This is a genomic window from Paraburkholderia sp. 40, from assembly GCF_050434105.1.
GTDB classification, from domain to species: Bacteria; Pseudomonadota; Gammaproteobacteria; order Burkholderiales; family Burkholderiaceae; genus Paraburkholderia; species Paraburkholderia tuberum.
Window position 1 is genome coordinate 1,437,388 of the sequence record NZ_JBNPVY010000004.1, and the last position, 13,914, is coordinate 1,451,301.

Sequence of the window (13,914 nt, forward strand, 5' to 3'; positions counted from 1 at the left end):
CCGTGAGCTCCGAGGCATGCCCACACGCCCTCATGACGACTCTTCAAGTGCACTGAGCTCTGCGAGCGTTATCGGCTTTAGTGGAGGCCGCACGCGTTGGAAACCAACCGCAGCAACGGAGCGACATTGCGCAGATGCAAGCAAATTAGCAACGGTGTAGCCGCATTGACGACCCTGACACGGGCCCATGCCCGCGCGCGTGAACGCTTTTAGCTGGTTCGGCCCCGGCTGGCCGAGCTGCGCGGCCAGCCGTACATCGCCAGCGGTTACCTCTTCGCAGCGACAGACAATCGTCTCATCGGGCGGCGTGAAAATCTCCGTACGCGGCCGATAGATCGAATCAAGCAGAGGCCGCATCGCCAGTTCATGTCCGAGCCGCCGATGCAGCGGCGCTGCAAGCTCGCTTGCGCGCCCGACTGAGAGTGCGCCCGAGGAAAGCGCGACGCCGGTAGCAGCAAGTTCACCGCGTGTGCACGCGGCTTTCGCGCCGCCGATGCCAGCGCCGTCGCCTGCGACATAGAGACCAGTCACGCTGGTTTCACCCCACGTATCAACTTCCGGCTCAAAGCAAAGTTGTGCTTCGTTCCATCGATGGCTGCATCCCATCGCCTGAGTGAAGTGGATAGACGGCACGACGCCTTCATGAACCAGAAGAATGTCGGCAGCCACATCGCCCGACAGCCCGTTCTCGGTGCGATAGACAATCTGTTCAAGACGGCCGATACCGAAAGCGCGAAGGCTACTGACGTTTCGAACAATGGGGAACCCCCTCCCGCGCAATCTTGCCGACCACAGTAGCCCCTTAAGGAGATCATGCCAGCCGTCAACTGCACCACGTAGAGTCGGAAGGCCCCGACGGAGGGCGCCGCGGGGAGTCGTGTCAAGCCAACCTGCAATCCTACCGCCGGCGTCGAGCAGCTGGGTCATGTAGAGCAGTGGCAATGGACCACTACCGGCTATCCAGACGGATTGATCGGGTATCTGGTGAGCGCTTTTATGCAGAATCTGCGCGGCGCCGACTGTCATTACACCCGGAAGCGTCCAACCTGGGAAAGGCATGGGCCGTTCCTGTGCGCCCGTCGCTAGTAACACATGGCGCGCGCGAATACTTTCGGCGCCATCCGCGCGGCTCAAAAAGACAATCCACTCCCCGGAACCGGCGGGTTTCCCTGGGCTAGGCACTCGCTCGATCTGCCATACACGGGTCTCCGGCAGGTAGTGCGCACCGCATTCGCGAAAGTTCTGTACCACTGCCGCGCCTGCGCTGTACGCAGCGCCTATCCCTTGATGAACACCACGTCGGACGTTTTCTTCGATGGCGCGCCATATCTGACCGCCCGGTGCTGGCTGTTCGTCTACGAGGATCGTGGTCATTCCAAGACGAGCAGAACGTATTGCGGCACTCATGCCGGCAGGTCCTGCACCTACAATCAGAATATCGAACGTTCGCATCACAAATGCACCTCACCACCAGGAAGATCGCCACCACCGTCGTCTGACTCAGCGATCGCCTCACTGAGATTGCGGCGACCGTGTTGGCGTTGGATGCGCATTCCGTCGCGCACGATCGTCAGACAGGTCTGCGTGGACGCTACACCATCGACGACAGCAAGGCATTCGAAGCACACACCCATCATGCAAAAAGGTCCGCGTGGACTGCCGCTTCGCGGCGTGGTGCGAGCGACGGGGTTGTCCTCGCGCACGAGGACTGCCGCCACGGATTCGCCTCGCTCGGCGTTCACACGCCTGCCGTCGATCGATACCGTGACCACGGCGTCCTCGGCAGGACTAGATAACTTGCGAAACATCAAAGCGCCTATGATGGAAGAACTCGAAGTTTTCTGGCAGTACGTTGCGCGCGAGAGCATCCGCAACTGGTCCAGCATGAACCGCCGCGAGGGTGATGCCGGAATGACAGAGCGCGATCCAAGCACCAGGATACGTTGAAGATTGTGCGTACACAGGATGCCCGTCCGGGGTGATGATGCGCAGACATGCCCAATGCCTAACAAGGCGAGCCATAGCAAGGTCCGGCAAAATTCGTAGGGCTCGCTTTGTCATCTTGGCGGCGGTGAAAGTAGTAGTACCGAGATCCATACCGACTTCCTCATGACTTACACCTATCATTACTGTACCGTCGCGAGTCTGGCGAATGCCGCTAGCGGGGAGGCGCAGAATTGGGTAGAGCCGTTCAGTGACCAGCAGCTGGCCACGCTGGGGACGCAACGGGACGTCGAGCGCCACCATTGCCCCCAAGGCTGTGGAACCAAGCCCGGCCGCAATGATCAACTGTCCCGTTTCGAAACAACGCGGACCTGTCGAGGTTTGCACATGAACACGAAAACTACCGTCAGGACATGGCTCAATCTTCGACACCGTGTGATTGCCAGCTAGAGTGCCGCCACGTAACTCAATGGCTTGCTGGAGCGCCCGCAACAGCTTAAGCGGATTGCAATGGCCATCGGCAACGCCAATTCCAGCCCCCACCACTTCCCGCCCGAGCCGTGTACCAGGCAGCAGCCTTTCTAATACCGATCGATCGATCATGCGCGAACACGGGTCGATTTTCGGGCTTTGCGCATTCCAGCTCGCGAGGAATTCGGCTTCCTCTTCAAAATCCGCTTCACTTAGGCAAAAGCGCAAGCAGCCATCGTTTTCATACTCGACATCAATGCCAGTTTCATCGTGCAGCGCTTTTGCGAAAACGGACCAAAGTGCGACGCTCTCGCGTGACAGCTGCTGATAGCGGGGCGCGCCATATCCCTTCCCGTATGCGCCGACAAGACCGAAATTCGCTTTCGACGCGCGCGGGTCGCAATCACCCCCGTCGAGCACAAGCGCGCGCTTCCCGCGCCCCAGCATCCCGTGCGCCAATGCGCAGCCGACAACACCGCCGCCAACTATGATGACGTCATGGTTTTCGCGTATCAAGCCCGCCTCTTTTCCTGAATGATTTGGTTAACTCTATGATCGTCGCAGCAAGGCGTCAAAGTCGAATTTCAAGTACGAGGTATTCTCAGCGGTTATGGTCCAAAACGCGGGCGCCCCCGGTAGGCGATAGAGCTCCAGAAAAAAACCGCGAGCGATTTCTCGAGCAACGCTCGCTCACCAGATTCTTCAACGAGGCGGTAGCCATCGCTGAGCGCACGGGCCGACTCTCAGGCAAACAAACCAGCGCGGACGACACGCTAAACCACGCGTGCCCATGGAATACGAGAATAGAGTGCGACGACCGCTTCCATCACGACAACAATCTCGGCAGCACGGGCGCTCACAAAAGCCCCAAACCCAGCAACGAGACGCTACACTCCATGCGTTGGTCCCAACGCATAACTTCATTGCCAAGGCGATACGATCAATGGACTGTGTTACGCGGCCGTAGCTGACCGCGAATTTAGTCAGCCAACGAAACTTCTGTGGCGGCGTTCGGCTGCGGTCGAGACAAACGCCGCAGTTGGGGTTACGCCATCTCGCAGAAAAAAAGGCAACTCAATCGAAGGCTTTGGGTGGGCGAGCATCGCGGGAGCATTCGCCAAGCAACGGTGTGCACGCTGAAGAAGGTGACGGGATGTTCGCGCGCTCAACGTAAGCCCCTACGATCTCGTGTTCATGCTATCCCAAACACAGGTCAGCATGTAGTAGCGGCAAATGACAACTGAAGCCGACGCGGAATCAAGGCCGTTTTGTAGTGGTCAAAGTTATTTCGGACAGGCAGATAGGTTCTTTCACTGTCGGTTTCGCCTCGTAGGCAACGGGCGACAGATACCCCAAAGTCGAATGCAAGCGTGCAGCGTTGTACACAAGTGCGTTTCATACTGCCCAACCTCGCTATGTTGTTGATAAATCTAGAGAGCCCTGTTGTGTCGTTGGTATTGTGGGGTGTCCGCGCCGTGCGCGAGCCCGCCCGACGAGTTCGGTAACTACGTCCCCGGTCAGCGAATTGCGATTGAAGATCCACGGCCCGTTGGGCAACGGATGTTCGGCTGGGATCTTGTTGCGCTCGACTGCAAGCCTGAGCGTTCCGGGGCTCACACCGATGAACGCCGATGCCTCGGTCAACGTCATCCATCCTTCAGCGGCACGCCGCTCGCTCGAATAGACAGGGATCTGATGGTGGTGGCTGCGCAACGCGGTGACTCGCTCCTGGGTCCAGAAGTTACCCCGGCCGGTTCGCAGGTCATTGCGATTGAGCACGCCGGCAATTACCAGATCCGGACAGATACGGACGAGCTGGCGCACGGCATCAATTGCTTCGCGTGACGTATGCGTGGTGTTCTCTCCGCGACGCCGCCGCGGCACGCGAATCTCGGTATGTACTCCGCCCTTCCAGTGGATGACGAGCACGATTTCGCTCGTTGCGTTGTCAACGTCGACGACGACTTCGTGGATCAGGGTGCGCACAATGCGCTTCTTCAGGCGGGCGTCGGCCTGCGGCCAGATCGATTCCAACGCAGCGGCAAGATCGGTAAACTCCTCTGGCTGGGTAGGCGGTATCTGGCCGGATGTGCGCGACTGTTGCTCGATACGCGATTCCAGTTCCTCCACGCGCAGTAGCGCATCATTCCAGCGCCGCTCCAGTTCGTCGGCGACTAGCCGGTTCTCGGGGTCAGCAGCGTCGTACTGTTTCTGTGCGCGTTGCGCGGCGTAGCGTGCCGCCTGAAGATCCCGCTGCAACGCGGCCAGCACTTCGTCCTGCTTGAGGGTCTCTTCTTCGCGCGCCACGATTGCTGCCTCAATTGCCGCCGGTTGAACGACCTGCAAGACCGCCTCGGCGATGGCCGCGTCCGCGCGTGTGCCACCGAACGCAATACAACGCGGTTGTCCCTTGTCCAGCCAGCCGCGATGACAGCTATAGCGCAAGGCGTCGTGCCTGTTACCCGTGTAGTGTAGCGTCAGCTTGCTCGCGCAGCGCCTGCAGCGCAACAGTCCCGCCAGCAGGGCCGCACCGTTCTTCGGTGCGCCAGCGTGTCCGGCCAGACGCAGGTTGCCACTGATCGCGCACTGGATCCGTTCGAATTCGTTCCAGTCAACGTACCCGTCGTGGGCATTCGGAATGAGCGCAAGCCACTGATCCCGCGGTTTGCGGCGATCACGTTTGCGCGGTTCCCCTGGATCGCGCATTCGGTCTTGCCATATGCATACGTGCCGCCGTAGATCGGGTTGGTCAGGATCCGGTACACCGTGCCGTAGCTCGGCCGTTTCCATTGGATTTCGCCGCGCGGCGTGCATGCCGGCAACTGCAGGCCGTGCTCCAGGAACCATAACAACGTCTGACGCACCGAACCAATCGCGCCGAACTGGCGGAATATTGAGCGGATGGCGTCCTGCACGCGCAAATCCGGATCCTTCTCCAGGCGCGGGTCTTCGGTCTTGAAATAACCCACCGGCGCCGCGACAATGAGTTCGCCGCGTTTGGCCTTCTCCCGACGAGCTTCGAGCGAACGCTGACGCAACAGATCCAGCTCGTATTCGTTCAGGCTGCCCTTCAAGCCGAGCAGCAAACGATCGTTGCTCTGCCGCGGTGAGTAGACGGTCTCCTGATCGACGAGCACCGTGTCGACGACGCGGCACACCTCAGCCAGTTGCTGCCACTCGCGACTGTTGCGCGCGAATCGTGAAACCTCGCGAGCGGCAACTGCGCCGACGTGCCCAAGACAGACCTCTGCGACCATCCGTTCGAAGCCCGTGCGCGTTTGCGTTCCGGCCGCAGAGCGTCCCAGATCCTCGTCGATCACCTCGATCTCGTTCCAGCCCAACTGATGCAGACGATCCTGCATCGCATACTGCAGCTTCTGGCTCTCCAGATTGTGGCTGACCTGGTAGGCCGACGACTGGCGCACGTACAGCATGGCCTTGCGCGCCAGATGCTGCGCCCGAATCTTGTCACTCATCGCGCACCTCCGGCTCGTGTACGGCGGCGAGCAGCCCGCGACGGTGTTGCCGCAGCAGCTGCGCCAGCAAACGCACCGTCTGCTGCCGGACCTCTTGCGGCAGGTGCTCCCATTGTGGTGTCTTCGGAAAGAGACGGAACAGGTCGAGTTGACCGCCCGGTTGTAGATTTGTCTGGCGTCGCATCAGCACCTCCTGTACGGGACAACGGATGGTGCTCGGCTTGTACCACACCGTCCTGCCCGGCACGAGGTCTCTGCGCCAGCAGGCGCTTCAATTCCCGCAACGCCTCACAGTTGACGGCGGGAGACGTTGCCGAAGTAATGCGAAAGCAGGCAACTGGATCGAACATCCACTGCGGCACTTCCCGCAAACGCGCCGTCTCGAACGGTTCCAGCGCGCAGCGCAAAACCGTCTCTGCATTCTTCCTCTCGACCGTCCTGAAAATCCACACCGTGCGCCCGCACCACGGGTGCCAGCGGTAGAGAACTTCCTTTGATTCGCTAATATGGGTGTTGTGTTGTCGGCTTGTATAATTCGCACCGACCACACTCGACGCTCGAGTACGTCAGCCGCATGACGTTCGAGAAAAACTGGTTCGCCGCCCAAGAGGGGCGAGCCGCGCAAATCTCTCAGCTATGGGATTCGCCAAACAGGGGCAAGGTCATGATTCAATCAGCCACTGCCCGGCCGGCGGTCATGTTTGCCAGGTCTGAGCGCCCTCAATCCGTCTTCTCGCAAACGCTTCGTCTTCATGCCCGCATAAGGCATCCCGCACTATTTGGTGAACTCATCAGTACGATGATCAATCTCAGCGTTCTGCTAGGTTTGCTTTGTCGCCGACTCACCGAATATCTCCGTCCACGCCTCTTCCGCAACCTGTTTAGCGCATCGTTCATACTCCTGAACACGCTCGATGTTTTTCGCCAATCTCGCATGACAGAAATGAAAATACTCGGGAATATCGGGCTTGAACCGCCTGATATCTAAGCGACAGCTCATGTCGATGACAGATAGGGGATGCACCAAGGAGATCCCCAGTCCCGCCGAGACGAATTCACACAGGGTGGGCGTAGTTTCGCTTTCTAACACGACGTTGAGGTCGACGCCGTAGGAACGGATAGCGTCATTGAAAGCACTGGTCGTCCGGTTATCTGCCGCATATCCGATAAAAGGGATTCCCTCAATATGCTCGGGGGTGATAAATTCAAGTTGGCTCAGCGGGTGTCCTTTTGGCATGATGCAAACTAACGGGCTCTCCATGATAGGCGTCACCACCGAATTTGGGCTGCTCATCAAGCTCGTTGTGAATCCAACGTCCATCTGACGCGTGGCGACGCGATCCGACACAATGTTGGACGCTCGCATATGGATCGTCGGACGAACGTCTGGACACCGAGAGAGGAACATCATCGTCGCCCGCCTGATGAATGATCCGGATAATTCCGGAAGCACTCCGATAGCAAAGTGACTCACGTCCTTCCGCCGAATGATTGCGATCGCCTCTTCAATTTGTCTTAGACCAGCAAATACTCGATCGACTTCACCGTACAAGCGCATGCCTTGTGCCGTCGCAGTTAGTCGGCCTTTAACTCGTTCGAACAGTAGAAGACCTGTCTCCTCCTCAAGGTGGACTAGCAGTTTGCTCACGGCAGGTTGGGTCACGTGAAGAACCTCGGCCGCTCGACTCACCGTGCCTTGCTCGATGAGAGCTTTAAATGCCTCTATCTGCCGTAGTTGAAGTTGTCTTTTCATATGCCGGCTGCTTTTTCTAATGTCATTCCTAGACTAGGAAAATGCTGATTAATGTGCGGCCCGTTCGGCATGCAGAAGAACAGGCGTCGAAATTTCCGGATAACGAATCGAATCGGCGCTCATTTCGGTGAATTTGGCTCGTAAACGAGCCTCTTGGTTTGCTCGCGCTTGTCTACGCCGATGTAGCCCGCGTCGCCGATCTGTCCTTTTGAAGCTATGAAGAACGCTTGTTCTGACGGTCGCAGCGTTTACCCGGCACCGCTGAGCGTCCCTGCTAGCAGTCACTTCCATATGCAACCCATTTTCAGCTCCTTGGATGCCGGGTAGACAATGCAACTCGCTCGCTGATGCAACGGTAGCCACAGCTTGCGGACGATCCTGAACAAGCAGAGACATTTTTGTCATTTCTTACATCGATGACCGATGAGTTTCCGAACTACGCGGGCTACACAAATACCGTTCTTAAACGAACTGGATCTCCGACAAGCTTTCCGTCAAACCACGCATGTCGCCTCGTCTGGCGTCCAAGATGGCCCCGACCACAATGTTCTGCTGCTCGGGAGTGGCAACGAAACGCGTGGCCTGTCGAAACTTATCCTCGAGTTTATCCCACGGAAGACCGTTATCCTTCGGGAAGGTTACAGGTGAAACAAAGCGCTGATCCCCGCATGTGACCGTGACACGGGCCGGCAGCATGCCGCTTTCCGCATAGATCTTGTCCAGCTCCGGACTTAGCGAAAGCTCCACCTTGTGTGAAAGCGCAGTGACAGAGGGATTGTTTAGGACATCGCCAGTCAGTGGCAACAGAGCCTCGTGACCGTAGTGCGCGACCAACGCGAGACAATATGGATGACTATACTGAACATCCATTATATCTCGAGGTTCTTTCCAGTTCGAAATGCGTAAGGCCGGCCCGTATGTTTCGACCACAATCCTGTCGATATTTCGACCCACTAACCGATGTTCATTGATCAGCTCGATTAATGCATCAAGCGCACCGTGTAGATGCCTGCAACAGCAATATGGCTTAAATCCCGTCGTGCGAATGTACTGGTAAGAACCGAGGTCTAGATCGTTCGGAAAATTGTAGTAACGCGTTGCGTCCAAGATATTGCGGGCGCCGTGAAATCCGTTCTGCGCTGATGCAAGCGACTCCAAGCCGGTCACGACAGCCCACGTGATGCCTTCCTTGACATGGTTTGGCTCGGGATGCGGTTTTCGGGGAGCGGGAGCGCTCGCCAACGACTGATTGGGTGCACTTTCCCCAGCAATCGCCAAAGCGTGTTCAATCACCTCGCGGGAGGACCGGCGAAGCGCCGCAGCCGTTGCGACGACCGCGTAAGGCGCCCACGTACCACTACTTCCGTAGGCGCGCGCAGCGCTAATCGCTGTACCCACTTCATAACCGATGACAATCGCATTTAATAGCTCTCCCAAGGTGGCTTTCGTCTCTTTGGCAACGGCAATGGCTGTTGGAATGACGGCGGCTCCAGGATGGCCCCGAGATGCCGGCGTGTCATCGTCGAGGTCTAGCGCAGAACCGGCGGCACTGTTTGCCCAAGCAGCTCCAATGACGGAACTGGTCTCTCCCGTGAACCAAATAGGAATGTCGCCAGGAGGTCGCGTTTCGTGAGCCGTCTTTCGGATCGCAAGGGCCGCCGCCTGCCCAACTCCAGCGCCAACAGCACTGAGCAGATCTAGGATACATTTGAGCGCAAATTCCAGCGACTCTTCTGGAGCTCGATTTTCCCGCGCCTCCACGATATAAGCGGAAAATTTTTGGACGATCCCGCCTTGGGGATAACGCTCGTCCTCGATTACATTAGTCGTCATGGTGCCTCGATAACATCAATTGAACATTTCGAACTTGATAGTTGGCTGCAAGTGACACTTTAATGCGCAACACCGCGATGTCCACCCACGATCCCGTTTTGCTGTCGGCCTGCCATAATCGACGCAGCCGGGCACTCTTCAAACATCAAGCCGTCGGCCGTGAGAAAAAAGCCGTACACAAGGGCCAACTACCCTCGTGTACCCGGACGGAGCCGCCCGTAACGGGACAATGTCGGTTCGTGCCGTCAGGCCACTTCTATGTCGTCGAACTTTTGATGCGTTCATGGACGACGGACACCGTAGCGAAGTGCTTAATGCATGGCCGCTGCAGCAGAAGATCCGAACGTGCCGCGATCGCGTCTCTTCGGACTAATCCGCCTTTCGATCATGAATATAACTCTGCTGATAAGAAAGTTCATGCTGAGATATATGCAGCCAGCTATCAGAAATACCTCTAGGGGGCGGTAGCTTTCAGAGATGATTTGCTTAGCCACTCCTGTCACTTCGACTATGGTGATTGTCGACGCAAGTGACGTTGACTTGATCATAATCATAAGTTCACTTCCATAAGCTGGGAGTGCTTGCCGCATTGCAATCGGGAAGACAATTCTGCGGAATAAAAGGACGCTCGACATGCCAATTGACCGCGCCGCTTCAATTTGTCCCCATGGTACTGACTGAACACCACCACGAATGATTTCGCTGGTGTATGCCGCAGTGTTCAGCGACAGAGCTAAAATCGCACAAAACCACGCATCGCGAAATAGCGCCCACAGGCCGAGGTGTTCCAAGACAATTCTAAACTGCCCCGATCCGTAATAAATCAGGAACATTTGCACCAGAAGCGGCGTGGACCGCACTACGTATACGTAACCATAACCGAGAGAAGCCAAAATTCTACTGTGTGAAAGCCGAGCCAATGCAACTGGGACCGCAAGCAGGAAACCAACAAAAAGCGACACGGAAGCCAATGCGACGGTCGCAGGAACCGCCGCAATAAGCTTGGGAAACGACTCATATATCAGCTGAAAATCCATCACCGACTCCTTACGCCGCGGTTAGCCCACTTCTCTGCTCTCAGAAATCCCTGGTTAGAAATCGAAGAAAGCAAAAGGAAAATCACGAAGGCGACCAGATAAAACGTAAACGGTTCTTTGAAAGATCCAGCTCCGATGGCAGCTGTGCGCATGATTTCAACCAACCCAACAACGGAAATGAGCGAGGTATCCTTTAACGCCAGTTGCCAGACATTCCCCAGACCGGGCAAGGCGAATCTCGCGGCCTGTGGGATAAGAATCCGACGAAGTAGCACTGCCCGCTCCAATCCCATTGCCACTGCCGCTTCAATTTGTCCTGTTGGAATGGCTATGACCGCGGCCCGTATGACCTCTGTCGCATAGGCGCCGGCACTGATGCCGATGCAGAGCACACCGACTGCGAACACGGGCAGTTCTATATAACCTTCGAAGCCGAAAACAGCGTTCGCGACATAGCGAAGCAACGTATCCCCACCAAAGAACACCAGAAAAATTATCAGCAGCTCGGGAATTCCGCGTACGACCGTCGTATAGACGTCAGCTAGAAAACGCAGCAAACTGAAGCTAGAGAGTTTTGCCGCGGCAAAAACCGAGCCGAGCAAAATGCCGACGGGAAATGAACACACCGCGACGGCGACGGTCATAAGGGTGCCACGCGCAAATTCATCAACCCACGCTGTGCTTCCCCATGCGAGCACTGAAATATTCACTTTCATTCCCCATCAAATTGAGTTCGGCTATGCATAAACGACCGTATTCACTTACCTATTCCTTCGGCGAATTGTCGAAGCCGAACCACTTGATGGCAAGTCTGCGCAGGCTGCCATCCGAAATTGCTTCCCCGATCGCCTTGTCGAACATCGCACGTAGTTGATCGTCATTTTTGCGAAATCCAGCGGCCACTCGGCTGCCGAACGGCCCGTTCGTCATACTAGGGCCAAATGTCCGCAGGTTCTTGCCGTCGGGCTTGTCCATCAACGGCTTGAGGAAATTGAACGAAACCATTCCCGCATCAATTCTCCCCGCCGTCAAGTCGAGCATCATGTTATCCGTGGTGTCATATGTCGAAACTCTCACGGTCGGCATGAACTTCTTCATGAATGTCTCGAAGTTGCTGCCCACCTGTACCCCAACGGTTTTTCCCTTTAGAGCGGAGGTGATTTTTTTTATCGCTGACTCCTCATCAGCATCAAATTTGTCCAAATTCAGATTTGATGGCGATATTTTGAGGGCGGTTAGATCGCTCGCCGATGTGGTGACGAAAACCATCGGAGTGGTTACGTACGGCCTGGAAAATGAGATAACCTTTTCTCGGGCGGGTGTGATCCCTATTGCAGCCATAATTGAATCGAACCGACCGGACAAGAGAGAGGGAATTAGGCTGTCATAGGCCTGATCGACGATTTCGCACTGCGATCCCATCCGTCGGCACAAGTCGCTAGCTACATCGATCTCAAAGCCAACCATCTTGCCGCTCTTGTCCTTGAAGGCATACGGAGCATACGAAGCTTCGGTACCAATCGTGATTCTCTTGTACTCCTTGGCCATAACAGGGTCGCAGAGCATCAATGCAGCAGACAGCATTCCAATAAGCGCGCCGATTTTCAGGAACTTCATGAGCATCTCCTGGACTATGTCCTATCTTCTTCGTTTTCCGATTCTCGGAATTTCAATATCGCGTTTTAAGTCAGTCAAAGTACACGCGAGAGAAATTCACGACATCTCGGCGATGCTGGATTTTTGAAAACCTCTTCTGGCGTCCCTTCTTCCTCAATGCGTCCCCTTTCAAGAAAGATCATCTTGTTGGAGACATCACGAGCAAAACCCATCTCATGAGTCACGACTATCATAGTGCGCCCCTCTTCCGCCAACTTCCTGATGACTTTGAGCACTTCTCCCACTAATTCGGGATCGAGTGCGGAGGTCGGCTCGTCGAAAAGGAGCGCAGCCGGTTGCATCGCGAGCGCACGCGCGATGCTTACTCGTTGCTGCTGCCCACCAGACAACTCGGATGGGTAACACGCATGCTTGTCCGCAACGCCAACTTTCCCAAGGAAATCCATTGCCCTATCGCGCGCTTCGTTCTTTGGTAGCTTCAGCACATGGACTGGCCCTTCCATCACATTTTGCAGCACGGTCATATGGGACCACAAATTGAAGCCCTGGAAGACCATACCGAGTTGCGTGCGCATCTGGTCAACTTTCTTGCGATCCATCCCGACGACGCGACCGGTTGCGTCGGTTTCCACGCTGATCTCGCGCTGCCCCACCGCGATGCGGCCTCTGGTAGGGACCTCGAGGAGATTCATGCATCGCAAAAACGTACTTTTTCCCGAGCCAGAACTGCCAATCAACGAGATCACGTCGCCCCGCTCAGCCTGAAGCGAGACCCCTTTGAGCACTTCGTGGACGCCGTAACTTTTGTATATGCCATCGGCTACGAGAGCCGGTGTTTTATGGCCCACCATGCCGATCGTGGTCCCGCACGCCTCTGGGGTCATTGACAAAGCGTAACTCGCAGATTGGTACGCCGATCGAAGTGCATTGACCACCTTCATCTCATCTCCTCATGACTGAACATCTCAGGTTTGACATTTACGTCAACCTGAGAAGGATTATCGTTATAGAATTAATTAAACGTTGTACTGCCTTGCGCTGTCGGACCTGCAATGAACGCGATGGAAGCGCCAAGCACACTCGACGGACGAAAAAAGGCGGCCGCCGGTCGTTCGCTCGATTTACGCCCGTCTCAGCGCCCAGCGATTGCGGATAAGCTCAGAATACGTATGCCCAAATTGGGTGTCAAAGTCGAGTTGAGACACGATGGTATTCCTCCGGGTTATACCTGCCTTGCGTTACATCGGGCACGTTTGCGGGTCGCAGGAGCGCATCTTGAGGTTGCGCCCCAAGACTTCGGTCGCCCGTTGTGGATTTGGCACAATTTGCACCGCATACGCAATGCGAGCATTCTGGTGTCAAGGAGACCGCCGCACGCCTCCGAAAATGGCCGTCTCCAGGCGCCAACCACCACAGAACCTTTCGTGATCGAGCCCCTTTTACTCTTCGATCCAATTTAACGATCGCCGAGGGTCGAAATTGTTCCAAGGTTTTCGTTTGCCTGCGGCCGATCGGCAGGGCGCCCGCAATTTGACTACCAATGTCATGAGCGACCAATGATCTCTTGACGGGCGAGGTAGGCGCTGGCTTGCCTCGGGCTGCCAGCGATGCGGCAATAATGCGGCGATGGGCTGGCCCTCGTGGGCAGGCGCGTGAGGATGTCCTGGAGATTGCGTGCGGGTCTTGCCTATTGAGTTGCGCGAAGCGTAGTAGGCCACCGGCCGATACGCGCGTCTTCGCCGGCGGTAAAGCGCACGAAGCCAGCACGGCTGTAGCCGAGACG

At 56.4% G+C, this 13,914-nt stretch carries 12 protein-coding genes and 1 pseudogene; all 13 read right to left on the reverse strand.

The features are described 5' to 3' along the window. Nucleotides 1-30: 30 nt before the first annotated feature. Nucleotides 31-1,452 carry an FAD-dependent oxidoreductase gene (locus OKW28_RS28130; protein ID WP_429450528.1) on the reverse strand — a complete coding sequence of 474 codons (1,422 nt, stop codon included), beginning with the start codon at nucleotides 1,450-1,452 and terminating at the stop codon, nucleotides 31-33. Beyond that, on the reverse strand, nucleotides 1,452-1,808 hold the full coding sequence (locus tag OKW28_RS28135; RefSeq protein ID WP_184072383.1) for a (2Fe-2S)-binding protein: 357 nt from the start codon (nucleotides 1,806-1,808) through the stop codon (nucleotides 1,452-1,454). The genes OKW28_RS28130 and OKW28_RS28135 overlap by 1 nt, the downstream gene beginning before the upstream one ends. Continuing rightward, nucleotides 1,789-2,931, reverse strand: coding sequence for an NAD(P)/FAD-dependent oxidoreductase (locus tag OKW28_RS28140; protein ID WP_429450530.1), 1,143 nt, complete (start codon nucleotides 2,929-2,931; stop codon nucleotides 1,789-1,791). Before OKW28_RS28140 ends, OKW28_RS28135 begins: the two co-directional genes overlap by 20 nt. 897 nt (nucleotides 2,932-3,828) lie before the next feature. Beyond that, nucleotides 3,829-4,923 (reverse strand): hypothetical protein, encoded by a 1,095-nt coding sequence (locus OKW28_RS28145; RefSeq protein WP_429450532.1) that lies wholly within the window; start codon nucleotides 4,921-4,923, stop codon nucleotides 3,829-3,831. Then, entirely contained in the window at nucleotides 4,893-5,891 is a 999-nt protein-coding gene (locus OKW28_RS28150) for a recombinase family protein (RefSeq protein WP_429450534.1), read from the reverse strand. Before OKW28_RS28150 ends, OKW28_RS28145 begins: the two co-directional genes overlap by 31 nt. Then, entirely contained in the window at nucleotides 5,884-6,075 is a 192-nt protein-coding gene (locus tag OKW28_RS28155; protein WP_429450536.1) for a hypothetical protein, read from the reverse strand. Before OKW28_RS28155 ends, OKW28_RS28150 begins: the two co-directional genes overlap by 8 nt. Before the next feature lie 636 nt (nucleotides 6,076-6,711). Continuing rightward, nucleotides 6,712-7,644, reverse strand: coding sequence for a LysR substrate-binding domain-containing protein (locus OKW28_RS28160; RefSeq protein ID WP_429450538.1), 933 nt, complete (start codon nucleotides 7,642-7,644; stop codon nucleotides 6,712-6,714). A 462-nt stretch (nucleotides 7,645-8,106) separates the two neighbouring features. Beyond that, the gene (locus OKW28_RS28165; RefSeq protein ID WP_429450540.1) at nucleotides 8,107-9,477 is read right to left on the reverse strand and encodes an MmgE/PrpD family protein; all 1,371 of its coding nucleotides are present in this window, start codon (nucleotides 9,475-9,477) and stop codon (nucleotides 8,107-8,109) included. Nucleotides 9,478-9,788: 311 nt separating this feature from the next. Further along, complete coding sequence (locus OKW28_RS28170; RefSeq protein ID WP_429450542.1) at nucleotides 9,789-10,514, reverse strand: ABC transporter permease; 726 nt, start codon at nucleotides 10,512-10,514, stop codon at nucleotides 9,789-9,791. Then, entirely contained in the window at nucleotides 10,514-11,230 is a 717-nt protein-coding gene (locus tag OKW28_RS28175) for an ABC transporter permease (RefSeq protein ID WP_429450544.1), read from the reverse strand. The genes OKW28_RS28170 and OKW28_RS28175 overlap by 1 nt, the downstream gene beginning before the upstream one ends. Nucleotides 11,231-11,279: 49 nt before the next feature. Beyond that, nucleotides 11,280-12,131 carry a transporter substrate-binding domain-containing protein gene (locus OKW28_RS28180; RefSeq protein ID WP_429450546.1) on the reverse strand — a complete coding sequence of 284 codons (852 nt, stop codon included), beginning with the start codon at nucleotides 12,129-12,131 and terminating at the stop codon, nucleotides 11,280-11,282. A 74-nt stretch (nucleotides 12,132-12,205) separates the two neighbouring features. Further along, nucleotides 12,206-12,982 (reverse strand): ABC transporter ATP-binding protein, encoded by a 777-nt coding sequence (locus tag OKW28_RS28185; RefSeq protein ID WP_187614248.1) that lies wholly within the window; start codon nucleotides 12,980-12,982, stop codon nucleotides 12,206-12,208. A gap of 744 nt (nucleotides 12,983-13,726) precedes the next feature. Continuing rightward, a pseudogene (locus tag OKW28_RS28190) lies at nucleotides 13,727-13,844 on the reverse strand (transposase domain-containing protein); the annotation flags it as partial. Nucleotides 13,845-13,914 lie beyond the last annotated feature (70 nt).